The sequence below is a fragment of the Fictibacillus terranigra genome, assembly GCF_030412265.1.
Classification (GTDB): domain Bacteria; phylum Bacillota; class Bacilli; order Bacillales; family Fictibacillaceae; genus Fictibacillus_C; species Fictibacillus_C terrinigri.
The window spans coordinates 136,687-161,858 of the sequence record NZ_JAUHLN010000001.1 but is presented as its reverse complement, the minus strand read 5'-3'; the positions used below and the strand labels follow the sequence as shown (position 1 = coordinate 161,858).

Sequence of the window (25,172 nt, the reverse complement as noted above, 5' to 3'; positions counted from 1 at the left end):
CAGCTGAGGGCTACCTTTTCTGCTTATTAAAAACCAATCTCTGCGATAACCATCCGTTCTTTTTGACTGATGTCCATTATGACCGATACGAATGATCCTGGGAAGGTAATCCGAAGCATTTCCGCTACTGTCTGCCCTTGGTCATGCCCGACCTCAAAGGCTGCTATGCTTCGTTTGTTCAAGACGAGGGGGAGCTCCTCCATAAATCTTCTGTAAAAGACGTAGCCGTCCTGACCGCCGCTCAGCGCACGGAAAGGCTCCTGATCTTTCACGATCGTTTCAAGCTCCATGATTTCACGGTCAGGAATGTAAGGAGGATTGGACACCACGATATCGACTTTTTCTCCGGTCTCGATCAGAGGCTGAAGAAGGTCGCCATGAATAAAACGAACCGGTGCCCCAAGGTCTGCCGCATTTTTTCTGGCAACCTCCAGTGATTCCTCGGCGATGTCAACCGCAGAGACCGTAAGACGCGGATTTTCCAAGGCGAGCGTAACGGCAATGGCACCGCTTCCCGTCCCAACGTCGATTGTCTTCATCTCTTGTGCATCCTGAAACCTCATGCTGGAACGCTGAAGTACTTCGTATACAAGCTCTTCTGTTTCCGGCCGAGGAATGAGAACCTCTTTATTTACAAAAAAACGTCTTCCGTAAAACTCTTCAAAACCAGTAATGTACTGGACAGGGACTCCTTCGCCATGCTTTTGCACAGCTTCCATAAAGACCTCTTGCTGCTGTGGAGGAAGCTCTTCATTCAAACCAAGAAGCATCTCCGTCCGGCTCAGATCGCCAAGTGCGTGCCGCAGCAGAAGCTCCCCGGCCTGGGGTTCACGCCCTATTTCTGTTAAAAAAGATGAAGCCCAATTCAGGGCTTCATGCCGTTTCATCTTTGTCATCCTACGCTTCCGTCTGGGCCTTCATTTTGCTCGTTTGGTCTTCTGTAATCAAAGCTTCAATGAACTCGTCCAGTTTGCCGAGTAAAATTTGATCCAGTTTTTGAAGAGTCAGCCCGATCCGGTGATCCGTGACACGGTTCTGCGGGAAGTTATACGTACGGATACGCTCTGAGCGGTCTCCGGTTCCGACTGCTGATTTACGGTTCTCATCGTATTCTTTCTGCTTTTCCTGCTGAATTTTATCATAGACACGGGCACGAAGAACTTTCATGGCTTTTTCTTTGTTCTTGATCTGTGATTTTTCATCCTGGCAGGAGACTACCGTCCCTGTTGGAATATGAGTCAGACGAACAGCGGATTGAGTCGTGTTAACGGATTGTCCACCCGGTCCGCTGGACGTAAACGTATCTACACGAACGTCCTTCTCATGAATTTCAACTTCGACTTCTTCTGCTTCCGGAAGAATCGCAACCGTCGCGGTGGACGTATGGATACGGCCGCCGGATTCAGTGGCAGGTACACGCTGTACGCGGTGAGCTCCGTTTTCATACTTCAGCTTGGAATATGCCCCGTTCCCGTTGATCATGAAGATAATCTCTTTGTAGCCGCCAAGCTCTGTGTAGCTTGCTTCAATGACTTCGGTTTTCCAGCCTTGCAGCTCGGCATAACGGCTGTACATTTTGTAAAGGTCGCCGGCAAATAGTGCGGCTTCGTCACCGCCTGCTGCCCCGCGTACCTCGACGATAACGTTTTTATCATCGTTCGGGTCTTTTGGAAGAAGCAAAATCTTCAGCTGCTGCGTATACTCTTCGATCTTGTCTTCCAGCTCAGAAATTTCTTCTTTTACCATGGCCGTCATCTCAGCATCCAGCTTTTCTTCGAGCATCGATTTCGCTTCGTCGAGGCCTTCTTTCGCTTCTTTATACTCACGGTAAACGGCTACCGTATCTTGAAGAGAAGACTGTTCTTTAGAATATTCTCTTAGTTTATTCGTATCGCTAATGACTTCTGGGTCACTTAAAAGATCATTTAGTTTGTTGTATCGGGCTTCTATCGTTTCTAAACGTTCTAACACGCTTTTCACCTCATTTTAATGGCATAACATTCTAATTATAATACAGGGGAAGGCACCCGTCAAAAAGGCTTCATGCATGTTTTTTTATGGATTGAAAGGCAAAAAGAAACCCCGGGGCTACAGGTTCTGCCCGGGGAGAGTTTCTAACCGCTTTTTCATAGCTGAGCGCCAGCCTTCTGCCAGTTCAACGAGATTGGCAAGAAGGGTAAGGCCTTCTCTGTTTTCCTTATCTATGTACGTGATTCGGTTTACAAATTCGACTGTGATTCCGCCCTGGTGCTTTTTTTCGATAACAAGCTTGTCTTCCGGTCTGACTATGCCTTCTTTCAGTACCCTCAAGTAATAGCCCGAGTAACTCGTATCCTGAATATATTTAACCATCAGCGGCTGATTAAGCTTGGCGGCGACTTTAAAACAAGGCTGACGCGGCTGGCTCACCTGCACCAATGCCTCCCCCAGCCGGTAGATGTCACCGATACAGACCTCTTTTTCAGTAAGCCCTTCAACGGTAAGATTCTCACCGAAAGAAGGAACGACCAGAGACATTCCCAAACCGTTCTCCCAATACGGGTAATGGGCATGAGAATAGACACAGACGGCTTTATCCGGCCCGCCATGATGCACAGTGTCAGCCTGTACATCACCCTCGAATTGAAGGTTAGACAGGTATAAAGGGCCCTGAGACGGCTTCTTATTGATCGCCGAGCTTATTTCTTTTCCCTGCCACGATAGAAAATCTGCCTGTCCAACATTTAAAGCTATTATGGATCCTTCCACGATGGCACCCCCGCTTTTTCTTTTATCGTACTCTAAACGGATGCGCCGGGCAAAGGATTTTAATACATGGATGTATGGTTTTTCAGCGCTTCATAATCCAGGCGCTGCTGGTTCATACGGATAGCCTTTGTCAGTTCTTCGATCACGACTTTTTCATCGGTTATGATATTGAACACAAAGGGAATGGTAGCAAAGTGGCCAAAGAACTGTGTACATCCTTTGTGCCGAATGTCGTGCTGCGTATCAGTCACCGGATTGACCTTCACGATAAAGTTTCCCATGGATTCATAGATGGGATCCAGCGGCTTCTCTTTTAGCTTTTTGATAAGTGTGGTGAGTGGTACAGGCTGGTCGTTCCAGTCCGTTCCATTCGATAAGATATCCAGCATTTTCTACACCTCTCTATACTATGATTGTTCGACGGGGGCCGGGAATTATTGTTGGTACAGAAAGCGCTAAAGCAAAAAAAGGATACGGCGCAGAAATAGCGAACACCCTGTTAACGATGACTAAAATCTAGCACAGTGGAATACTATAGAGGAACAGAAAGGGGATAAAATATGAACTATTGTATTATTGGCGGAGATGCAGCCGGAATGAGTGCTGCCATGCAAATTGTCCGCAATGATCCGCAGGCGAGCGTCACCATTTTCGAAAAGGGCGGGATTTACTCATACGGCCAATGCGGCCTCCCCTATGTAGTCAGCGGGCTCATACCTTCCTCCGAAGATCTGATCGCCCGTGACGTCAGCATTTTCAGAGACAAATATGGAATGGATGCAAGAACCTTTCATGAAGTAACACGGGTGGATCCCAAGGAAAAAACCATTCACGGCATACATACAAAAACGCAGGATGAATTTATTTTTTCATATGACAAGCTTTTGATCGCAACAGGAGTGAGCCCGATTATACCAGCATGGGAAGGAAGGCACCTTCCGGGTATCCATGTTGTGAAAACCATTCCCGATGCGGAGAAGATCAAAAAGGAACTAGACTCATCCATTCAGGATGTTACGATTATCGGGGGAGGCTATATTGGTCTTGAGATGGCTGAGAATCTCAAGTTTCTAGGAAAAAAGGTAAGAATCATCCAAAGAGGGGCCCAGCTGGGCAAAATCTTTGATTCGGATATGGCGGAGCTGATCCATGAAGAAGCCAAAAAACACGGCATAGAGGTCTGTCTAAATGAGGAAGTTCAGCGTTTTAAAGGGGATGACCGGGTTCAATTCGTGAAGACAGATAAACGTGACTATCCAACGGACATGGTAATCGTCGCTGCAGGTGCAAAACCGAATACAGCATTGATCCAAAATACGGACATCAGGCTGCATGAGAGCGGTGCAATCCTTGTTAACCGGTACATGGAGACCAATGTAGAAGATATCTATGCTGCTGGTGATTGCGCGAGCCATTACCATCTGATCAAAGAAATGGATGACCATATCCCTCTTGGCACCACCGCGAACAAACAAGGCCGGATTGCCGGTTTGAACATGTCCGGCAAGAGGCAGACGTTCAAAGGGATCGTGGGCTCCTCCATCATTAGATTCATGGATCTTTCTCTTGGAAAAACGGGAATTTCCGTAAGAGAAGCGGAGAAGCTTCAATTTCCGGTCGAAACGGTGATGACACGCGCAAAAGATATTGCCGGCTATTTTCCCGGGGTAGAACCGCTGCACGTGAAAATCATATTTGATGCCAACAACCAGCGCATTCTTGGCGGGCAGTTTATCGGCAAACACGGAGTTGACAAAAGAGTCGATGTATTGGCCACAGCGATGTATCACGGAATGGATCTGCATGAACTGGAGGATTTGGATCTTTGTTATGCCCCTCCGTATAATGGGGTGTGGGACCCGATCCAGCAAGCAGCAAGAAGGGCCAAAAAATAACGGCATTTGTCTGTGCGGGAGCACGGACATTTGCCGTTTTTTCACCTGATGTATGTCAGTGGTGTATTGTCCTGTTCCAGCGCCCCGGGCTGAACACGGGTTTCTTGTTTTCAGCATAGGTCCCCGGAGGATGAAAAGTAAGATCTTCTTTTCATCCCAGATGGCTTCACTCTTTCCCCTCAACACAAAAAGCGTGTTGCTGAGCAAGGGCGCATGCACTCTTCTTAACTGTCCACTTTAACTGAAAACTTATAGCGTGGCACTGCCTGCTCTGCTGCCGCTTTAATTTCCCGGCGCATCTTTGCTTTCTTGCGGTCAGACACGTTCGGCGGGACGTTCAAATGGATATGTGCGTAGTTTCCATTTATGGTCACCATCTGAGGGTTGATGCCTGTCTCACTGACCACTGCCTGCCGGATCTTATCCTGATCATCAGATATGTCAAACCGAGCTGTGTTCAGCTTCTGATAATCATGCGGGTTCTTATTGGTTTCGGAGCTATAATTGAATTTCGGATTGTTTTTTGTCACATGGTAATTAATGATGCCATGGCCCCACATGTTGTCTTTTCTATTCTGGGCTGATTCATTCGCCGTCGGTTCAAAATGATCTTTTGACGTAGGTGAACAGGCTGCCAGCAAAGCAGAAAGGATAAGGAAAACGCCTGCTTTTTTCACAGAAAACACCTCCTGTACGTATTAGGGTTTGTGTTCTGCGATAAAAAATACAGACAAAAAAAGGATGATTCCCTCCATGAGAAGAATCATCCATTATTTATTCAGTGTGATCTGCCAGGCTTGCGAGCAGATTATTCGGCTTTCCCGGTACTTCATGACAATGGCGGCAGCGCGGTTCATATGATTCGGATGCGCCAACCAAAATAATCGGATCATCATAAGAAGCCGGTTTTCCGTCGATCAGTCTTTGTGTACGGCTGGCAGGAGAACCGCATACCATGCAGATCGCGTGCAGCTTCGTCACACTTTCAGCAAGCGCCATGAGTTTTGGCATCGGGCCAAAAGGCTCGCCCCTGAAATCCTGGTCAAGGCCAGCAACGATCACTCGAATCCCATGATCGGCTAATTCCTGAACGACCGAAATGACGTCCTCATCAAAGAACTGAACCTCGTCAATGGCTACCACTTCAGTGTCAGGAGAGACGTTTTTCAGGATATCAACAGATTTCCCAACGGGTTGTGCAATAACTGCCGTACCGTTATGAGAAACCACCGATTCTTCACTGTAGCGGTCGTCGATGAGCGGTTTAAAGACTTGAACTTCAAGCTTTCCGTATTTCGCACGCCGGACCCTGCGAATCAATTCTTCTGATTTTCCTGAAAACATGCTTCCGCAAATGACCTCAACCCAGCCATTCTGCTTCATTACGTACATGTTTCTGTTCCCCTTCCTAGATCCTTGGCTTTCATGTCATCAGTCTTTCCAGCAAGAATCCTACATGGTATTTACATTTATTATGTACTCATCTATTGAGCTAACGCCTTTTACAAAGACGGCAAAATTCTCTTCAATTACAAAAAAAAGGAGCAAGAAGTTCTCTTGCCCCTTACAACTTGCAGCATATTACTTAAGATTGTATTTCTTTTTGAAACGGTCAACACGTCCACCAACATCAGTAAACTTCTGACGGCCAGTGTAGAAAGGGTGTGTATCGGAACTAACATCCACTTTGATTACTGGATAAGTATTTCCATCTTCCCATTCAATGGTCTCGTTAGAAGACATCGTTGAGCCGGACAAGAACTTATAACCGCTGCTCGCATCCATAAATACAACTTTATTATAATTCGGATGTAAATTTGGTTTCATTTCGTTCTCAACTCCTTCTGCCCTGAATCCTGAGGACCCAGAGTTAAAATAAGCACATAGCAGTAGTATAACAGGGTGCTATTTATTTTGCAACAGCATTTCCCTTATATTCTTCAGGAATTCGACAGGGATTTCACACGCTTGTTCGTGCCTGACTTCTCGGCTTCGAACATCGCGAAAAATTCTTCGTTGTTGGTTGTTTTTCGCAATCGCTTCATAAATGTATCTACGAAATCATACGAATCGTCCATTGTTTTTCGGATCGCCCATAATGATTCAAGGTGATCTTTCTGGATAAGCATCTCTTCTTTTCGCGTTCCGGAACGACGGATATCAATCGCTGGGAAGATTCGGCGTTCAGCAAGCTTACGGTCAAGATGAAGCTCCATATTTCCTGTTCCTTTGAACTCTTCGTAGATTACGTCATCCATACGGGAGCCTGTCTCCACAAGAGCTGTCGCCAAAATCGTCAGGCTGCCGCCTTCTTCGATGTTTCTGGCAGCCCCGAAAAAGCGCTTCGGACGATGGAACGCGGCCGGGTCGATCCCGCCGGACAATGTACGTCCGCTCGGAGGAATTACGAGGTTATACGCACGTGCAAGACGTGTGATGCTGTCCAGCAGGATCACTACATCCTTTTTATGCTCCACCAGGCGCATCGCACGCTCTAATACAAGCTCCGCCACTTTAATATGGTTTTCCGGCACCTCGTCAAACGTAGAACTGACTACATCACCTTTCACAGACCGCTCGATGTCTGTTACTTCTTCCGGACGCTCATCAATGAGCAGAACGATCAGTTCAGTATCCGGGTGGTTCGTTGAAATACTGTGTGCGACTTCTTTCAAGAGGCTGGTTTTACCGGCTTTTGGCGGCGCAACAATCAATCCGCGCTGGCCGAAACCAACCGGCGCAATCATGTCCATAATACGGGTTGAAAGGTTTGTGCGCTCGGTTTCAAGCACCATTTTCTTTTCCGGATAAAGAGCCGTTAACGCCGGGAAGTGAACACGTTCTTTTGCTGTGTCCGGATCCTCGCCGTTTACTGCTTCCACCTGAAGCAATCCGTAATACCGTTCATTTTCCTTTGGCGGCCTTACCTTACCGGATACCTTGTCCCCATTTCTCAGATCAAACCTGCGGATCTGCGAGGCTGAAATATAAATATCCTGAGAACTTGGAGAGTAGTTGATCGGACGCAAAAAGCCAAAACCTTCGTTCGGAATAACTTCGAGAATGCCTTCCATAAATGAATATCCATCCTGCTCAGCCTGCGCTTTAAGAATGGAGAACATTAATTCTCTTTTCGTCAATTTTCCGTAATACGGAACTCTATATTGTCTTGCAAGTTCATATAATTCTTTTAGTTTTTTCGTTTCTAATTCAGATAATACTAAGCCCATAATAACACCACACTTTATTCTATTTTCTACACATTGTGTTTTCTGTTTTTAATCGTTTTTTGAAAGAACAGGGCAACAGAAATGAAGGATTGGAAGGATACTTTTGAAGTAAGTAAACCAGAAGTGGAAATTTATAATATAAATTAAACAGTACTTCATATTTTAACCACAAAATGTGGGTTTAATCAAGTCTTAGATAAAGAAGGATGAAAAAAGAAAAAATGCCGGACGCTTCCTCTTCCGCATCCTTTTTTTCAAAGCAACATGCTGAAGAGTTAAGCGCCGGACTATTTAATAATGATTATGGTTTAATGACGAGATCAGGTTTCTTCTTCAGGCTGTGGCGGCCATCGATAAATCGAACCGTACCGGACTTTGCACGCATGACGACAGAGTGGGTCGTACCGATCGTCCCCTTAAACTGTACGCCTTTCAGTAGTTCTCCGTCTGTTACACCTGTCGCAGCGAAGATGGCATCATCACCTTTTACAAGATCCTCCATACGAAGCACTTTGTTAATATCAGTGATTCCCATTTTGCGGCAGCGTTCTAGCTCAGCCTCATTTTGGGGAAGCAATTTCCCTTGTATTTCTCCTCCAAGGCACTTCAAGGCAACTGCGGCAATGACACCTTCGGGAGCACCGCCTGATCCGAATAATATATCCACGCCTGTTCCTTCAAATGCAGTATTAATGGCGGCTGCCACATCACCATCAGAGATCAGCTTGATTCTTGCACCCGCTTCTCTGATTTCCTGGATGACTTTCTCATGCCTCGGGCGGTTAAGAATGATCGCGACAAGATCTTCAATGTCCTTATTCCGCGCTTTAGCCACCGCCTTTAGGTTGTCGATGGTCGGTGCATTGATGTCGATCTTGCCCACGGCTTCCGGCCCTACAGCGATTTTATCCATATACATGTCCGGTGCATGGAGAAGGTTTCCATGGTCCGCCACAGCTAACACAGCTAAAGCATTCCAAGTTCCGGAAGCCACGATGTTCGTTCCTTCGAGAGGGTCTACCGCTACATCCACGCGCGGACCATAGCCTGTCCCGAGCTTTTCACCAATATAAAGCATTGGAGCCTCGTCCATTTCTCCCTCTCCAATGACAACGGTTCCTTTCATCGGGACAGTATCAAAAACATCGCGCATGGCAGTGGTTGCTGCGTCATCCGCTTCATCCTTTACGCCCCGGCCCATCCATCGAGCTGAAGCAAGTGCAGCGGCTTCTGTTACACGTACTAGTTCCATTGATAAACTACGTTCCATTGAAATAACATCCCCCTTGTTAAACGCTTACAAAAAATTGAAATCGTGAGATGCCTGTCAGAGGCGACAAGCACTGAAACTCTTTAACTTGATGTTGCCTACTTCTCGACCTCTTCCTTTTCCTCCACATCAAGGTTTTCACGCCATATTTTCGCGCCAAGGCCTAACAGTTTATCGACTAAGGATTCGTAGCCGCGGTCGATGTGCTCAAGCCCGGAAACTTCGGTGATGCCTTCTGCCATAAGTCCGGCAACGACAAGAGCTGCTCCTGCACGCAGATCACTGGCTTTTACTTTCGCTCCCTCAAGGCGGGCCTGTCCATTAATAATGGCGGATCGTCCTTCTACCTTCATGTTCGCACCCATTCTCCTCAACTCATCGATATGCTTAAATCGAGCAGAGTAAATGGTATCCGTAACGATGCTCGTTCCCTCTGCCTTCGTAAGCAATGAAGTGAACGGCTGTTGAAGATCTGTCGGAAAACCAGGATAAACCAAGGTCTTAATATCTACACTCTTTAACGGGTTCCCACTGTTGTGAATGAGTACCTGATCGTCTTTTGTTTCGATATGAACACCCATTTCACGGAGCTTGGCAATCAATGACTCCAAGTGGAGAGGTATGACATTATCAATTAACACTTGCTGGCCAACGGCTGCGGCCAATATCATGTACGTGCCTGCTTCAATACGGTCTGGGATGATAGAGTGGCGGCATCCATGCAGATGGTCGACTCCGTCGATTCGAATGACATCCGTACCTGCACCTTTAATTTTCGCGCCCATGCTTGTCAAAAGAGTGGCAACGTCGATAATTTCTGGTTCTTTTGCAGCGTTTTCAATGATCGTTTGGCCCTTGGCCCGAACGGACGCCAGCATAATATTAATCGTAGCACCAACACTTACTACATCCAAATAGATTCGTGCGCCGATGAGCTCATCTGCACGTAGATAGATCGCACCTTGCTCATTGGTAACTTTTGCACCTAATGCCTCAAAGCCTTTGATGTGCTGATCAATAGGCCTTGGGCCGAGATTACAGCCTCCCGGAAGGCCAATGACTGCTTTTTTGAAGCGGCCAAGCATAGCACCCATCAGGTAATAAGAGGCTCTTAATTTCTTAACCTTTCCATTTGGAAGCGGCATAGCAATCATTTTTTCGGGATTCACCGTTAATGTATTGTTTTCATCCAATTCGGCTTCTCCGCCGATCTCTTCCAGCAAATCTCTTAACAAACGGACATCTGATATATTAGGCAACTGATCTATGATGACTTGGGATTCTGCAAGAATGGTAGCTGGGATTAATGCAACCGCACTGTTCTTGGCTCCGCTAATATGAACGGTTCCTTCGAGGGGAAATCCCCCTTCAATCATAAGCTTTTGTTCCATGATTTGCTCCCTTCTGCATCAAGCGGTCTACAGCTGTTGTTGTACTTTTTAGTATTCTCAACCACTGGAATATCATGCTAATTTTTGGTGTTTTATGGCAAAAAACCAAAAACAAGCACCACGGGAGGTGGTGCTTGTATAAGTTATGGTATCGTCTATCCGCGGGTTTTTACAGCTTCCCAATCGCTTAGGAATCGTTCAATCCCTTGATCAGTTAATGGATGATTCACCAGGCTCTTGATGACCTTAAGCGGAATAGTCGCGATATGTGCTCCGCCAAGTGCTGCCTGTGTCACGTGGATCGGATGACGAACAGATGCTGCGATGATCTCGGTTGGGATACCATGAATCGCAAAGATTTCAGCGATCTCGCTAATGAGCTTCAACCCATCCTGTCCGATATCATCCAGTCTTCCTAAGAATGGGGACACGTACGTTGCACCCGCTCTTGCGGCAAGCAATGCCTGGTTGGCATTAAAGATTAATGTAACGTTTGTTTTAATGTTCAAGTCACTGAAAGCTTTAACCGCTTTAAGACCTTCTGTTGTCATCGGAACTTTAACGGTCACGTTTGGTGCGATCGCAGCAAGCTCCTTGCCTTCTTCGATCATTTCTTCCGCTTTAAGCGAAACAACTTCAGCACTGACAGAACCCGGTACAAGAGCAGTGATTTCACGAATGCGGTCGTGGAAGTCAACGCCTTCTTTCGCCACTAGCGTTGGGTTTGTTGTAACCCCTGATAAAATGCCAAGATCGTGGGCTTCGCGGATTTCGTCAATATTTGCAGTATCGATAAAAAATTTCATTATTCATTCACTCCTATAATAAAGTGGTTGTATAGACACGATGTCTAATTCCCCTTTTAGTCTCTTCCACACAACAACTTTCATACCCCATATTATAACCCTTTTTTGCATCTGATTGTAAAGAAAACCGCCTATAATGTTATAGGCGGCTTCATGGCAGAGAAATAAAACGGCATGAGCCGTTTTATTTCCATATCATTGTTACGCCTTGTTGGAAGAACCGAACTCGCGGATTTTCCCTTTCACTGTTTCCTTGATCGCATCGCGGGCAGCAGTAAGGTATTTACGCGGATCGTATTTATCCGGGTTAGCAGCAATGTATTCTTTTACTGCATTGAAAGACGCAATTTGGTTTTCTGTGTTTACGTTGATTTTGGCTGTACCTAGAGAGATTGCTTTTTGAATATCGTGTGTTGGGATTCCAGTTCCGCCGTGTAGCACAAGAGGAACACCAGTTAGTTCATTTACTTCTTTCATGCGGTCAAAACCAAGGTTCGGCTCACCTTTGTAAGGCCCGTGTACGCTTCCTAGTGCAGGAGCAAAGCAATCTACACCCGTTTCGCGCACAAGCTGATCACATTCAGAAGGAATAGCGTAAGCTGCTTCTGCATCATCCACGACAAGATCGTCTTCCTGTCCGCCGATACGGCCAAGCTCAGCTTCAACTGATACACCATGGAAGTGTGCAAGTTCTACTACCTTTTTCGTTAAGGCGATGTTTTCCTCAAGCGGGAAATGTGATCCATCAATCATAACGGAAGTGAAACCGGCATGAATGGCTTCCGCACATTTTTGGTAGCTGGATCCATGATCCAAGTGGATCGCAACCGGTACAGTTACTTTATATTCTTCAATTAATGCTTTAACCATGCTGACGACAAGTTTAAAACCACCCATGTAACGTGCAGCGCCTTCTGAAACGCCAAGAATTACCGGAGATTTTTCTTCTTGAGCCGCTTGGAGAATCGCTTGGGTAAATTCAAGATTATTGATGTTGAATTGACCGACAGCATATCCTTCCGCTTTTCCTTTTTCGAGCATTTCCTTCATTGACACTAAAGGCATGTTTCATGTCCTCCCTTTACTATTGGCACAAAAAAACGAAAAAAGAATGATCGTGGTTCTTTTTCCGAAAATGCCATATGTTAAACATTACTTAGTCTTTTTTCAAACCTATTATAGCATACCAATAGCGCTTGAAAACCGCAATAAATCAGGCTTTTTGCGTGCAAGCGCTACCAATGCCGATCTGTCAATGTTTTGAAGATTTTTTGTCTACCCTGCGCTGATTGGTAATTCTTTCCTTACCGCTGCGCGGATCTCATCAATGTCGAAAGGTTTCGCAAAATGAGTGATCGCCCCGAGTTTAATCGCTTCATGTATCATGTCCAATTCGCCATAAGCCGTCATAATAATAACCTGAATCGAAGCGTTTAATTTTTTGACGCGGCGCAAGATTTCCAATCCGTCCATTCCTGGGATCTTCATGTCTAAAATTACGAGATCGGGTGTTTCCTCTTCGACGATTGCAAGAGCCTGAACCCCGTTCGCCGCCTGAAAAGTCTCATAACCCTCTTTCTGAAAAATCTCATTAAGAAGAATTCGAATTCCATATTGGTCATCAACAATCAATATCTTACTCAATTCGCTCACCTCTGTCATATTTTTTCGTTCAATTCCATATTCTAACTAATTCTGTGAAACCTGTCGTTTTCCTGCTGCCTCAAGTGAAATAAAAAAACCAATGCGTTATACTAAATCATACTACTGAAACGAAGGGGAATCTTATGTTAAAAATATTTGCCACCCAGCTCAGCGGAATTTTTTCTAAAATACAGCAGGATAATGAGTTTGCCTTTGAAGACGGAGCAAGACTTCTTGCACAAACCGTCCTTTCGCAGGGCACTGTCTATTTTACAGGAAAAGACGAGATGAAGGCAGTATGTGCAGAAGGTTTGCTCGGACAAGAGGCCTTTTCAAATGCGAAGCACCTGGACGCTTCAGAAATCAGCGGATTAACAAGTGTAGATACTGTGATCGCTTCCGCACGTTTTCATAACGATGAGCCCACGATCAGCCTGCTCCGGGAAATAAAACAACATACAGAAGCGAACACCATTTTCCTTGCCTCACGAAAAGAAAAAGGGGAAGAAGCCGTACCCTTTTGTGATGTATTTATTGATTTGATGGTAAAAAGAGGCCTGGTTCCAACCGAGAATGGTGAGCGTATTGGAATGCCTTCTGCCATGGCAGGCATTTTTGCGTATCATGCCCTGTTTATCACCGCCAAAGAAATCCTCGAAGAGTATGAAGATTAATTGGCAAATATACAATCGTGCAGAAACGGTCCAAAAAGCGAATGTATGAATAAACTACTTTAAATTTTTTGAAAACATTGAAGGGATATGTCAATTTTTGCCGAATTTCCAGATGAGGAGGGACAGCGTCCTAATCCTTATCCAGCCCCTTAATATTTTCAACCAGATTTTCGAGCAAACAGAAGCCTCCGTCACAATCCCCTTTAACGAAGTGCTTGCAGCCAAGGTCAACAGCAAGTCAGAGCGCGTTCAGCATGCTTGGCCCTATTTGTCCACTGTCCTGCGGTCGCCCCCCTCTCAAACCGCATGCAAAGAACCATCTAGGGCCGGTAATGCTGGGTTTAAAACGGATGAACCAATCTTCAATCAAAAAACCCGGCTGAAATCAGCCGGGTTTATTTTATTGATTTTTTAATTTCAGAGATGCTCCGACAAAATCTCGGAATAAAGGCTGCGGGCGAGTCGGGCGAGAGATAAACTCTGGGTGGAACTGAGAGGCTACAAACCAAGGATGATCATTAAGCTCGATGATCTCGACTAAACGGCCATCCGGGCTTGTACCAGAGAATACGAAGCCTTCCTTCTCCATTTGACCGCGATATTCATTATTGAATTCATAACGGTGGCGGTGGCGCTCATAAACCACTTCATCCTGATAAGCATCGTATGCTTTTGTTCCTTCGTTAAGCTTACATGGATACAGACCTAAACGAAGCGTACCCCCAAGGTCTTCCACATCTTTTTGCTCAGGAAGCAAGTCAATGATCGGATAGGATGTGGACGGAAGAAGCTCTGTAGAATGTGCACCTTCCATGCCGAGCACATTGCGTGCAAACTCAACAGACGCAAGCTGCATGCCTAAACAAATTCCAAGGTAAGGAACCTTGTTCTCACGTGCATACTGAATGGCAAGGATCTTCCCTTCTACACCACGGTCTCCGAAGCCGCCAGGAACAAGGATCCCATCAGCATCCTTCAGTGTTTCGGCTACATTTTCTTTCGTTACATCTTCAGAGTTGATCCATTGGATCTCAACATCCGCATCATGGTGATATCCAGCATGCCGCAGGGATTCAACGACTGAAATATAGGCATCTTGAAGGGCGACATATTTTCCGACTAACGCAATTTTTGCTTTTCCTGACAAGTTAAGTACTCGATCAATCAAGCTTTTCCATTCACCCATGTCAGCTTCTTTACAGTCCAATTTCAAATGGTCGCAAACAATCTGGTCCATATTTTGTTCCTGCAGGTCGATCGGTACACGGTACAACGTATCAGCGTCACGCGCTTCAATGACTGCTTTTGGATCAATATCACAGAAAAGGCCGATCTTTTCTTTCATATCATCAGAGACTGGCATTTCCGTACGGACGACGATGATGTTTGGCTGGATTCCAAGGCTTCGAAGCTCTTTCACGCTGTGCTGGGTCGGCTTCGTCTTAAGCTCTCCGGCAGCTTTGATATATGGGATAAGTGTACAGTGGATGTACATTACATTTTCTGAACCGACATCACTCTTAATCTGGCGGATCGCTTCAAGGAACGGCAAACTTTCAATATCACCCACTGTTCCTCCAATTTCAGTGATCACAACATCAGCGTTGGTTTCGCGGCCTGCCCGGAATACACGTTCTTTAATTTCATTCGTGATGTGAGGAATAACCTGTACTGTTCCGCCCAGGTACTCTCCTCTTCTTTCTTTGCGGAGAACCGTAGAGTAGATCTTACCTGTTGTGACAGAACTGAATTTATTCAGGTTAATATCGATAAAACGCTCATAGTGCCCAAGGTCTAGATCTGTTTCAGCTCCATCATCGGTTACAAAAACTTCTCCGTGCTGATAAGGACTCATGGTTCCTGGGTCCACGTTAATATAAGGGTCAAACTTTTGGGTAGTTACCTTAACGCCTCTGTTTTTTAACAATCGGCCCAAGGAAGCTGCCGTAATCCCTTTTCCTAGAGACGAAACCACTCCGCCTGTTACAAATATATACTTTGCCATCTTTTTTCCCCCTCTGGATTCACAATTAAGTATACCCCTCCGCATCGGTTTCAAGCAGAAGGGCGAATATGATTAAGAAGCTTAAAAAATAAAAAAAAACAAAAGTGACTCCTCCCCATTAAAGGGGGCACTTTTGTTTTTATCTGCAAAAAATTATTTATATATACGTTTAGCCCAAAAATGATTCTATCGGCTTTCCGCTGGAATGTCAAGAACCATAAGGAAATTTGCAAAAGTAAGAAAAGACTGGAAAAGCGGCAGCTGCCTGTCAACGTCCGACAAGCGGTGGAACTCTTACTCAGCAACACGATTTTTGTTTGAGGGGAAATTGTAATCCATTTTCGCCCTGGGCGAGCCGGACATCAAAAAAACAACCCGGTGGGCACCGTTTCTCAGGCGCACACCGGGCAGTCGGTCTTACAACTCTTACTTGTCCTCTTCGTCTTCATTTTCCACTTCGTATAATTCCTCTTCAGCGGCAACGTCTTCTTCGTCTTCCATGTCTTCATCCAGCTCTTCGTCGCTGTCTGCGAATTCGTCGAAGTCCTCATCCAATTCTTCTTCGTCCTCGTCCCCATCATCTTCATCGCTGCTTGCTTTCGCAAACTCATCTTCAACATCGAGAGCATCGAAGTCTTCTTCAAAATCTTCATCGTAGTCATCAAAGTCGTTATCATCTGCGACAGCCTTTTTGCGTTTCGTAGGCTTGTTGGTGTTCCCAAGCTCTTCTTCACTGCTCTCGATCGGATACCAAGCTTTAAGTCCCCATTTATTGTCGCCAAGGGAAACAAAACGGCCATCGATATTCATGTCTGTATAAAAATGAGATAGACGGCGTTCAACAGCAGCATCAGACAATCCTTTCATATCCTTAATGCGCTGTACAAGCTCATAAAAGGGAACAGTCTGTTTTTCCTCTTTTAAAATTTCAAAAGCGATCTCAACCATGGCCATTTCCACGATCTCTTCTTTTGAATAAGATTTGATTAAACTCAAGTTGGCACTTCCTTTCAAATCAATAAATCTATTTATGTCATAGATGCACAAGTTTTGTTCTAGAAGAATTATACTCTTCATTATAAACAAATCTTTCAAGGATATGCTAGATGAATGATATCTTTTTTTTAAAATCAACATCACTGCAAGGGTGCCTGGCACTATCTTTTCACCCTAAAGGTGCCTGGCACCCCCTAAATGGACTAATTGCTGCACAGCACAAAAGCCTGGTTCTTTAGCCATATTTGGCTAAAATGCCATATTTCTTTACTTCGAAGCAATTAGTTCTATTATTTGGGTGTCAGGCACCTTTGGGTTAACTGCGGGTGCCAGACACCCGTTCAGCGAGGCTTTCAAAGAGGATTTTGCAACATTGAGTAGGCTAAAAATAGAAAAAGAGGGTTAACCCTCTTTTTCTATTTTTCATTTTTACATATTCCTGCGGTATTTTCCGCCGACTTCATATAAAGCGGATGTGATTTGACCGAGACTCGCTACTCTGACGGTTTTCATCAGCTCTTCAAATATATTGCCTCCGTTCAAGGCCGTTTCCTGCAGCTTGCGCAGCGCTTGCGCCGAATGCTCGGCATGTCTGTTCTTGAACTCATTAAGGCTGGCGATCTGCTGTTCCTTCTCTTCCTTCGTTGCACGTGCGAGCTGCATGTTAAATTCTTCATCTTTAGGAGGATTCGGATTCAGGTACGTGTTCACCCCAATGATCGGCAACTCTCCATTATGTTTTTTCATCTCATAATACATGGATTCTTCCTGGATTTTTCCTCGCTGATATTGCGTCTCCATGGAGCCTAAAACGCCGCCTCGTGCATTCAGCCTTTCGAATTCCTGAAGAACCGCTTCCTCCACAAGGTCGGTCAGCTCCTCAATAATAAACGATCCTTGTAGGGAATTTTCATTACGGGCAAGACCCATTTCCTTTGTGATGATCAACTGGATCGCCATCGCACGGCGGACAGATTCCTCTGTCGGAGTCGTAATGGCCTCGTCATAAGAGTTGGTATGGAGCGAATTGCAGTTATCATAGAGCGCCATCAGAGCCTGAAGTGTTGTACGGATGTCGTTAAAGTCGATTTCCTGGGCATGAAGCGAACGGCCGGATGTTTGGACATGATACTTCAGCTTCTGGCTGCGTTCGTTAGCACCGTATTTATTCTTCATCACCGTCGCCCAAATTCTTCGTGCAACCCGGCCGATCACCGCATATTCCGGATCCAGGCCGTTGCTGAAGAAGAACGAAAGGTTCGGCGCAAAATCATCGATATGCATGCCGCGGCTTAAATAATATTCAACATACGTAAAGCCGTTCGCCAGCGTAAAGGCCAGCTGAGTAATCGGGTTAGCACCCGCTTCAGCGATATGGTAGCCGGAGATGGATACGGAATAATAATTACGCACATTGTGATCGATGAAATATTGCTGAATGTCTCCCATCATGCGCAACGCAAATTCAGTTGAGAAAATACACGTATTTTGCCCCTGGTCTTCCTTCAGAATATCTGCCTGAACCGTTCCGCGTACACTCGCGAGCGTCATAGCGGCAATCTCCTTGTATTCCGCTTCATTTGGAAAGCGTTGGTGCTCCTCTTCAAAAATTTGAACCTGCTGATCGATGGCCGTATTCATGAACATCGCAAGAATAATCGGAGCAGGACCATTGATCGTCATGGAGACGGATGTGCTCGGCGCGATCAAATCAAAGCCGTCGTATAGCTTTTTCATATCATCCAGCGTACAGATGCTGACACCGCTTTCCCCCACTTTTCCATAAATGTCCGGGCGGTAATCCGGATCCTCGCCATACAAAGTAACGGAGTCAAAAGCTGTACTCAAACGCTTCGCATCATCGTCTTTTGAAAGATAGTGAAAACGCCGGTTGGTTCGTGCCGGCGTTCCTTCTCCGGCAAATTGGCGCTTCGGATCTTCACCCTTTCGTTTAAACGGGAATACCCCTGCTGTGTAAGGGAAGGCTCCAGGGACATTTTCTTTCATGACCCATTTTACAATTTCTCCCCAGTCTTCAAACTTAGGAAGAGAGACTTTCGGAATGTTTAATCCTGAAAGACTTTTTGTTGTGATCTCTGTAACGATTTCTTTGTCCCTGATCTTCGTTACAAATTCTGTGCCGCTGTACTGCTCCCTCAGCTTCGGCCAGTTTTCGATTGTTTTTCTCGTATATGGTAGAAGATTCTCCTCTATTAGATCTCTTGCTTCTTCAAGGGTAGAGACGGCCTCTCCGCTCGCATTGATCTCCTGTATCGTTTCTATTGAACCTTTGAGCTGGTAGCTCTTCCTTGCATACTTTACTTGTTCATTCATCGTCTTATAGTAATCTTTCATTGTATAGACGAGATCGTTTAGATACTGGCTGCGCTCACCTGGAATGATCACGTTCTTTTTGGCGACCGTTTCTTCCGCCAGGGGCTTGAGCTCCCAATCGAGTCCACATTTATCATTTAAGGATTGGATCAATGCCCGGAAAAGAATGTTCGTTCCTGCATCGTTGAATTGGCTTGCGATCGTTCCGTATACCGGCATTTCATCAAGCTCTTTTTCAAACCATTGGCGTGAGCGCTGATACTGTTTCTTTACATCACGCAGCGCGTCTTCCGAACCTTTTCGTTCAAACTTGTTGATGGCGATGAGATCGGCGTAATCGATCATATCAATTTTCTCAAGCTGTGAAGGCGCGCCGAATTCACTCGTCATCACGTACATGGAAACATCTGAAATATCCACGATTTCCGCGTCTCCTTGCCCAATTCCGCTCGTTTCCACAATGACCAGATCATAACCTGCGGCCTTTACCACAGAGAGTGCATCGCGGGTTGCTGCCGAAATCTCTGAGCGGGAGCCCCTAGTTGCAAGACTTCGCATGTATACACGGGGATTGTAGATGGAGTTCATGCGGATGCGGTCACCGAGCAAGGCGCCGCCCGTTTTTTGCTTCGTCGGATCGATAGAAATGATGGCTACCGTTTTATCTTCAAATTCATTCACGTAACGGCGCACAAGTTCATCGGTCAATGAGCTTTTTCCTGCGCCTCCTGTTCCTGTGATTCCGAGTACAGGTACGTTTTGCTGTGTGCTTTTGACTTGCTGGAGCACGTGTTCAACTGTGGCTGCGGTTTCCTTTGGAGCGAACTGTCCGTTCTCGGCAACCGTGATCAGGCGTGCGACGGCACGGCTTTCTTTTTCATGGAGCTTCTCCAGTTCATCCGTGAGTTCGGTCACTGTCTGAAAATCGCATTCCTGAAGCATGAAGTTGATCATCCCCTGAAGGCCGTTGATCCTGCCGTCCTCGGGAGAGAACAGGCGGGTGACGCCGTAGCTGTGCAGTTCTTTTATTTCCGGCGGAATAATAACGCCTCCGCCTCCGCCAAATACTTTGATATGGCTCGCTCCGCGTTCCTTTAAAAGATCGATCATGTACTTAAAATATTCGACATGGCCGCCTTGATAGGAAGAAATCGCAATACCCTGAACATCTTCCTGAATGGCTGCACTGACGACCTCGTCTACTGAACGGTTATGCCCAAGATGGATGACTTCAGCTCCGCTTGACTGCAAAATTCGCCTCATAATGTTAATGGACGCGTCATGTCCGTCAAACAGACTGGAAGCGGTTACAAAACGAATATGGTTCTTCGGCTGATATACTTCCGGATTACTCATTTTCCCTTCTCCTCTCTAACTTAACTTGTTTTGCCTGTCAGGCTGCGGTTTAGAACTCCGTATAAAAGCAGATTGATCTGCATTTGGGTATACTCTTCCAATGTGTATTCCTTTCTGAGGCTCCAGCGTCGGAAGGTCCACATCTGCCCATGAACCAGGATGTTGTGGGCGAGAAGTTTTACTTCCTCTTCGTTCAATTCCAGTTCCCCTTGTGCCACTGTCCGATGCAGTAGGTCCTCGAAGATCGCTGTCATCTCCAGCTCTTTTTTCAGCACATAAGGCAGTGCTTCGCGTGAAAGTGACTTGGCTTCCTGGTACATGACGAGCACTTCATCCTGCATCTCATCAACCACATTAAAATAGACAGCGATGGCCTTTTTCACATGTTCGATGCTTCCCTCTGCCAGAGAGATCTGTTCATGGAGCTTTTCCTTTACCCCTTCATAGATGCTGTCACAGACGAGGTATAGAATATCTTCCTTCGAGCGGATATACTCATACAGCGTTCCTATGCTGAACCCGGACGCTTTTGCGATTTCCCGGGTGGTTGTACGGTGAAAGCCGTTTTCCTTAAATAGGTTCACTGCTGCCTTAACCATTTCTCCGCGCCTTTTTTCGATCAGCTTTTCATCCTTTACAAGCGAGGGTACTTCCTTTCTTCCCAAAACCATCACTCTTTTCCGTCCTGGTTTCTATACCAATCCTCAAGGACCTTTTCGGCCGCCGAATACGGATCCAGCTTTCCCCGCTGGACATCAGCCAGCCATGGATATCCCTTACTCTCTTCTTCTATTAAGAGGCTGCGCATCAGTTCGTAATGCACAACTTCGATCACTTCCTGTTTGAGGCTGCGTACCCGCCGCTCTTCTCCTTCACCGCTTGCCTCCAAATATCGGCGGTGGGCACTCAGCTGATCCCATACGTCCTCCATCCCCTTATTTTGTACAGATATCGTCTGAACGATCGGCGGACGATAGGGTGCATCATGCTTCACTAGATCAAGCATCGCTTCAATTTCAGATAAAAGCTTAGGCACACCGGGGAGATCGGCTTTGTTAACGACAAACAGGTCGGCAATTTCCATAATTCCAGCCTTGAAAACTTGAACAACATCTCCGCTACCCGGGTTTAATACTACAGCAATGCTGTCGGCAATCTTCATAATGTCAAGCTCAGACTGCCCAACCCCCACTGTTTCGATGAGGATCACGTCAAAGCCATAGGCATCCATCAGCCGAACGGTTTCCTTTGTTGTCCTGGCAAGACCGCCCAGGCTTCCCCTTGTTCCCATGCTCCGGATGAACACATCTGGATCTGTAAAATGTTCACTCATCCTCACCCGGTCACCGAGAATGGCTCCGCCGCTAAACGGACTGGTCGGATCAACCGCCACCACTCCTATCGTCATGCCCCGGCTGCGCAAAAAGGTCATCAGCCGGTTGACCAGGGAGCTCTTGCCTGCACCTGGAGAACCGGTAAGTCCGACAAAATGGGCCTTTTTCCGAAGGCTATGAATGTCTTTTAACAGTTCAAGCTTCTCAGGGTGGTCGTTCTCAACATAGGAAATGGCTTTCGCAAGCGCTCGTTCATCTTTATTTTTAATGCGTTCGGCCAATGGGTGCATGTTCTCCTCCTTAATCCTTCAGCAGCATTTTGGAGATAACCAATCGCTGGATTTCCTGTGTTCCTTCGTAGATTTGAGTGATTTTCGCATCTCGCATATACCGTTCAACGGGATACTCTTTTGTATACCCGTATCCCCCGAATACTTGCACAGCATCAGTCGTTACTTCCATGGCAATGTCACCTGCAAAAAGTTTGGACATCGCAGATTCTTTTCCATATGGAAGCCCTTGGCTTTCACGCCATGCAGCTTGATAGGTTAAAAGCCTTGCCGCTTCGACCTTCGTTGCCATGTCGGCTAATTTAAATCCAATTCCTTGATTCTGGCCGATGGACTTTCCAAACTGCTTTCTTTCTTTGGCATAGGTAACCGCGGCATCCAGCGCTCCCTGAGCAATACCGACTGCCTGTGCAGCGATTCCGTTCCTTCCGCCGTCAAGCGTCATCATGGCAATCTTGAAGCCTTCTCCTTCTTTGCCGAGCAAGTTTTCTGCAGGAACTCTGCAGTCTTCCATAATGAGCTCCAATGTCGGTGAAGAGCGGATCCCTAGCTTTTTCTCTTTTTTGCCGAAGGAAAAGCCCGGTGTACCTTTTTCAATGATGAATGCAGAAATGCCGCGGTGTCCTGCGGATTGGTCGGTCATCGCAAACACCACATTAATTTCAGCTTCTCCTGCATTGGTGATGAATATCTTAGACCCGTTGATAATATAATCGCCGCCATCTTTTCGCGCTGTTGTTCTCATATTGGAGGCATCAGATCCGGATCCCGGTTCTGTCAGGCCATAGGCTCCCATTTTTTGCCCTTCTGCCATCGGGCGAAGAAACTTTTGTTTTTGCTCTTCACTACCGAATTTAAAGATCGGCCAGCCGGCAAGCGAGGTATGCGCGGACAAAGTTACACCTGTTGATGCACACACGCGGGAAAGCTCCTCCACCGCAATTACATATCCAAGATAGTCTCCTCCGATTCCGCCGTATTCTTCCGGCCAAGGGATACCTGCAAGCCCGAGCTCAGCCATCTTGTCAAAAAGGCTGCGGTCAAACCGTTCTTCTTCATCCCTTTCTGCAGCTGTCGGTTCTACTTCATTTTTTGCAAAGTCACGCACCATTTTGCGGATCATTTCGTGTTCTTCAGATAGTTGAAATTGCATGTTTCTCTTGCCTCCCTGTTTAGTCTTGTATTAAGTGCTTACTCAGCACGAGCCGTTGGATCTCACTTGTTCCTTCATAGATCTCACATACTTTGGCATCCCTGAACAGCCGCTCCACCGGATACTCTTTCGTATAGCCGTATCCCCCGTGTACTTGTATAGCATCGATGGCCGTTTTCATCGCTGCCTGTGAAGCGTACAGTTTGGCCATTGAAGCTTCTTTTCCGCACGGCTGGTTCATCGTACGCATATGTGCTGCACGATAGGTTAATAGTTTGGCAGCTTCCACTCTTGTGGCCATATCGGAGAGCATGAACGCCAAGCCTTGCTGGGCGCCGATCGGCTTTCCGAACTGTTTGCGGGTTTTCGCGTATTCCAGAGAATGCTGAAGCCCTGCTTCCGCAATTCCAAGCGATTGTGCAGCAATTCCTATCCGTCCCGCTTCCAGGTTGCTCATTGCAATTTTGAAGCCTTCCCCTTCTGCACCCAGCAGGTTTTCTGCTGGAACCTCGGCCTGGTCAAAGATAATCTCACATGTGTTGGATCCGTTCAGCCCCATCTTTTTTTCTTTTTTTCCGACGGAAAAGCCCGGTGTGCCTTTTTCGACAATAAACGCTGCTATTCCTTTTGGGCCAGCCTCAGGATGGGTCGAAGCAAAAACGATGTATAGATGTGCCGCACCCGCATTGGTGATGAAGATTTTAGACCCGTTCAGGATGTACTTATCACCCTTTTTCACAGCTTTCGTTTTCAGAGCAGCGGCATCGGATCCGGCACCCGGTTCTGTCAGGCCGAAAGCACCAAGATAATCCCCGCCGGCCAGTTTAGGGATAAGCCTTTGCTTTTGCTCTTCATTTCCAAAATAATAGATGGAATTAGCCACTAAGCTTGTATGAACAGAAAGAATGACGCCGACCGTCGCACTCACCTTTGACAATTCATTAATGGCAATAATATAGGAGGTGAAGTCCATGCCTGCACCGCCATATTTTTCCGGGATGGGTATGCCCATTAGTCCGAGCTCGCCCATTTTTTTGACGGCCTCTGCTGGAAACTGATCGGTCTCATCCATTTTATCCACGATAGGCGCAATTTCTTTTTGAGCAAAATCACGCACCATTTTTTGCATCATGAGCTGTTCTTCTGTAAACGTGAGGTTCACGTCTCATCCCCCCTGTTCAAGCGTTCCTGCATCAGTTATAGGTGTAGAACCCTTTGCCCGATTTCTTGCCAAGCCAGCCTGCCTTCACATACTTGCGGAGAAGCGGGCAAGGCCGGTATTTATCATCGCCAAAGCCTTCCTGGAGTGTCTCCATGATGTAAAGGCATGTATCGAGGCCGATAAAGTCCGCCAATGTCAGGGGACCCATCGGATGATTCATTCCCAGTTTCATAATTTCATCGATCGCTTCCGGCTCCGCTACACCTTCATAGAGGGCAAAAATCGCTTCATTGATCATCGGCATTAAAATCCTGTTGGAAATAAAGCCTGGAAAATCATTCACTTCCACCGGAACCTTGCCCACTTGTTTCGTCACTTCTTCAATGAGCTGATAGACCCCATCGCTCGTTTGGAGCCCCCGGATAATTTCAACCAGCTTCATTACCGGCACAGGATTCATGAAATGCATGCCGATGACACGTTCCGGCCGATTCGTGACAGCGGCGATCTCAGTAATGGGAAGGGAAGAGGTGTTACTGGCCAAAATGGCATGTTCCGGCGCCATTTCATCCAGCATCTTAAACACCTGGGTTTTCACGTCCATATTTTCGATGACTGCTTCAATGACCAAATCCGCATCTGCAGCATTTTGAATGTCCGTTGAAGGGTGGAGGCGCTCTAAAACAGCCTTCCTTTCATCTGCTGCCATCTTTCCTTTTTCCACTTGGCGGGCTAGCTGCCGTGAAATAGATTCCATGCCTTTTTGGACAAACTCTTCCTTTAGGTCGTGAAGGTAAACCTTGTAGTTTGCCATCGCACATACTTGAGCAATACCTGAGCCCATTTGCCCGGCTCCAATTACCATGATGGTTTTGACGTTCATT

Annotated in this window: 23 protein-coding genes; 2 read left to right on the top strand and 21 right to left on the bottom strand. The window is 46.3% G+C overall.

The features are described 5' to 3' along the window. Positions 1 to 26: 26 nt before the first annotated feature. From prmC to QYF49_RS00780, 4 genes are all read right to left on the bottom strand, one after another. Complete coding sequence (gene prmC, locus QYF49_RS00795; protein WP_290397740.1) at positions 27 to 887, bottom strand: peptide chain release factor N(5)-glutamine methyltransferase; 861 nt, start codon at positions 885 to 887, stop codon at positions 27 to 29. Positions 888 to 897: 10 nt separating this feature from the next. Further along, entirely contained in the window at positions 898 to 1,971 is a 1,074-nt protein-coding gene (gene prfA / locus QYF49_RS00790) for a peptide chain release factor 1 (RefSeq protein WP_290397739.1), read from the bottom strand. A 117-nt stretch (positions 1,972 to 2,088) separates the two neighbouring features. Beyond that, positions 2,089 to 2,748, bottom strand: a complete 660-nt coding sequence (locus QYF49_RS00785) for an MOSC domain-containing protein (protein WP_290397738.1) — start codon at positions 2,746 to 2,748, stop codon at positions 2,089 to 2,091. A 59-nt stretch (positions 2,749 to 2,807) separates the two neighbouring features. Further along, on the bottom strand, positions 2,808 to 3,137 hold the full coding sequence (locus QYF49_RS00780; protein WP_290397737.1) for a hypothetical protein: 330 nt from the start codon (positions 3,135 to 3,137) through the stop codon (positions 2,808 to 2,810). 171 nt (positions 3,138 to 3,308) lie between these two features. Here QYF49_RS00780 and QYF49_RS00775 point away from each other — a divergent pair, with 171 nt between their 5' ends. Further along, a complete protein-coding gene (locus tag QYF49_RS00775) occupies positions 3,309 to 4,643 on the top strand; it encodes an FAD-dependent oxidoreductase (protein ID WP_290397736.1) in 1,335 nt (444 codons plus the stop codon). Between the two features lie 224 nt (positions 4,644 to 4,867). On the opposite strand, the gene QYF49_RS00770 is transcribed toward QYF49_RS00775, so the two are convergent. The 9 genes from QYF49_RS00770 to QYF49_RS00730 all read right to left on the bottom strand — a co-directional run bounded on the left by QYF49_RS00770 (position 4,868) and on the right by QYF49_RS00730 (position 13,002). Then, positions 4,868 to 5,320, bottom strand: a complete 453-nt coding sequence (locus QYF49_RS00770) for a hypothetical protein (RefSeq protein WP_290397735.1) — start codon at positions 5,318 to 5,320, stop codon at positions 4,868 to 4,870. A 97-nt stretch (positions 5,321 to 5,417) separates the two neighbouring features. Next, positions 5,418 to 6,035, bottom strand: a complete 618-nt coding sequence (locus tag QYF49_RS00765; protein WP_290397734.1) for a thymidine kinase — start codon at positions 6,033 to 6,035, stop codon at positions 5,418 to 5,420. A 189-nt stretch (positions 6,036 to 6,224) separates the two neighbouring features. After that, positions 6,225 to 6,470 (bottom strand): type B 50S ribosomal protein L31, encoded by a 246-nt coding sequence (locus tag QYF49_RS00760; protein ID WP_290397733.1) that lies wholly within the window; start codon positions 6,468 to 6,470, stop codon positions 6,225 to 6,227. 113 nt (positions 6,471 to 6,583) lie between these two features. Next, positions 6,584 to 7,873, bottom strand: coding sequence for a transcription termination factor Rho (rho, locus tag QYF49_RS00755; protein ID WP_290397732.1), 1,290 nt, complete (start codon positions 7,871 to 7,873; stop codon positions 6,584 to 6,586). A 301-nt stretch (positions 7,874 to 8,174) separates the two neighbouring features. Then, positions 8,175 to 9,143, bottom strand: coding sequence for a class II fructose-bisphosphatase (gene glpX, locus QYF49_RS00750; RefSeq protein ID WP_290397731.1), 969 nt, complete (start codon positions 9,141 to 9,143; stop codon positions 8,175 to 8,177). Positions 9,144 to 9,241: 98 nt separating this feature from the next. Beyond that, positions 9,242 to 10,534, bottom strand: coding sequence for a UDP-N-acetylglucosamine 1-carboxyvinyltransferase (gene murA / locus QYF49_RS00745; RefSeq protein WP_290397730.1), 1,293 nt, complete (start codon positions 10,532 to 10,534; stop codon positions 9,242 to 9,244). 155 nt (positions 10,535 to 10,689) lie between these two features. Next, on the bottom strand, positions 10,690 to 11,340 hold the full coding sequence (fsa, locus tag QYF49_RS00740; RefSeq protein WP_290397729.1) for a fructose-6-phosphate aldolase: 651 nt from the start codon (positions 11,338 to 11,340) through the stop codon (positions 10,690 to 10,692). A 201-nt stretch (positions 11,341 to 11,541) separates the two neighbouring features. After that, positions 11,542 to 12,405, bottom strand: a complete 864-nt coding sequence (gene fba / locus QYF49_RS00735) for a class II fructose-1,6-bisphosphate aldolase (protein ID WP_290397728.1) — start codon at positions 12,403 to 12,405, stop codon at positions 11,542 to 11,544. Positions 12,406 to 12,615: 210 nt separating this feature from the next. Beyond that, positions 12,616 to 13,002 (bottom strand): response regulator, encoded by a 387-nt coding sequence (locus tag QYF49_RS00730; protein ID WP_290397727.1) that lies wholly within the window; start codon positions 13,000 to 13,002, stop codon positions 12,616 to 12,618. Positions 13,003 to 13,127: 125 nt separating this feature from the next. On the opposite strand from QYF49_RS00730, the gene QYF49_RS00725 reads away from it, so the two are divergent. Then, complete coding sequence (locus QYF49_RS00725; RefSeq protein WP_290397726.1) at positions 13,128 to 13,658, top strand: DUF2529 family protein; 531 nt, start codon at positions 13,128 to 13,130, stop codon at positions 13,656 to 13,658. 400 nt (positions 13,659 to 14,058) lie between these two features. Here the strand turns inward: QYF49_RS00725 and pyrG are convergent, their stop codons facing one another. The 8 genes from pyrG to QYF49_RS00685 all read right to left on the bottom strand — a co-directional run bounded on the left by pyrG (position 14,059) and on the right by QYF49_RS00685 (position 25,171). Then, positions 14,059 to 15,663, bottom strand: a complete 1,605-nt coding sequence (gene pyrG / locus QYF49_RS00720) for a CTP synthase (protein WP_290397725.1) — start codon at positions 15,661 to 15,663, stop codon at positions 14,059 to 14,061. Between the two features lie 426 nt (positions 15,664 to 16,089). Then, positions 16,090 to 16,659, bottom strand: a complete 570-nt coding sequence (rpoE, locus tag QYF49_RS00715) for a DNA-directed RNA polymerase subunit delta (RefSeq protein ID WP_290397724.1) — start codon at positions 16,657 to 16,659, stop codon at positions 16,090 to 16,092. A 429-nt stretch (positions 16,660 to 17,088) separates the two neighbouring features. Further along, the gene (icmF, locus tag QYF49_RS00710; RefSeq protein WP_290397723.1) at positions 17,089 to 20,349 is read right to left on the bottom strand and encodes a fused isobutyryl-CoA mutase/GTPase IcmF; all 3,261 of its coding nucleotides are present in this window, start codon (positions 20,347 to 20,349) and stop codon (positions 17,089 to 17,091) included. Positions 20,350 to 20,369: 20 nt separating this feature from the next. Continuing rightward, complete coding sequence (locus QYF49_RS00705; protein WP_290399007.1) at positions 20,370 to 21,014, bottom strand: TetR/AcrR family transcriptional regulator; 645 nt, start codon at positions 21,012 to 21,014, stop codon at positions 20,370 to 20,372. A gap of 5 nt (positions 21,015 to 21,019) precedes the next feature. Beyond that, on the bottom strand, positions 21,020 to 21,973 hold the full coding sequence (meaB, locus tag QYF49_RS00700) for a methylmalonyl Co-A mutase-associated GTPase MeaB (protein ID WP_290397722.1): 954 nt from the start codon (positions 21,971 to 21,973) through the stop codon (positions 21,020 to 21,022). Between the two features lie 10 nt (positions 21,974 to 21,983). Continuing rightward, the gene (locus tag QYF49_RS00695; protein WP_290397721.1) at positions 21,984 to 23,126 is read right to left on the bottom strand and encodes an acyl-CoA dehydrogenase; all 1,143 of its coding nucleotides are present in this window, start codon (positions 23,124 to 23,126) and stop codon (positions 21,984 to 21,986) included. Positions 23,127 to 23,145: 19 nt separating this feature from the next. Continuing rightward, positions 23,146 to 24,288 (bottom strand): acyl-CoA dehydrogenase, encoded by a 1,143-nt coding sequence (locus QYF49_RS00690; RefSeq protein ID WP_290397720.1) that lies wholly within the window; start codon positions 24,286 to 24,288, stop codon positions 23,146 to 23,148. Positions 24,289 to 24,319: 31 nt separating this feature from the next. Beyond that, positions 24,320 to 25,171, bottom strand: coding sequence for a 3-hydroxybutyryl-CoA dehydrogenase (locus QYF49_RS00685; protein ID WP_290397719.1), 852 nt, complete (start codon positions 25,169 to 25,171; stop codon positions 24,320 to 24,322). Between the last annotated feature and the right edge of the window lies 1 nt (position 25,172).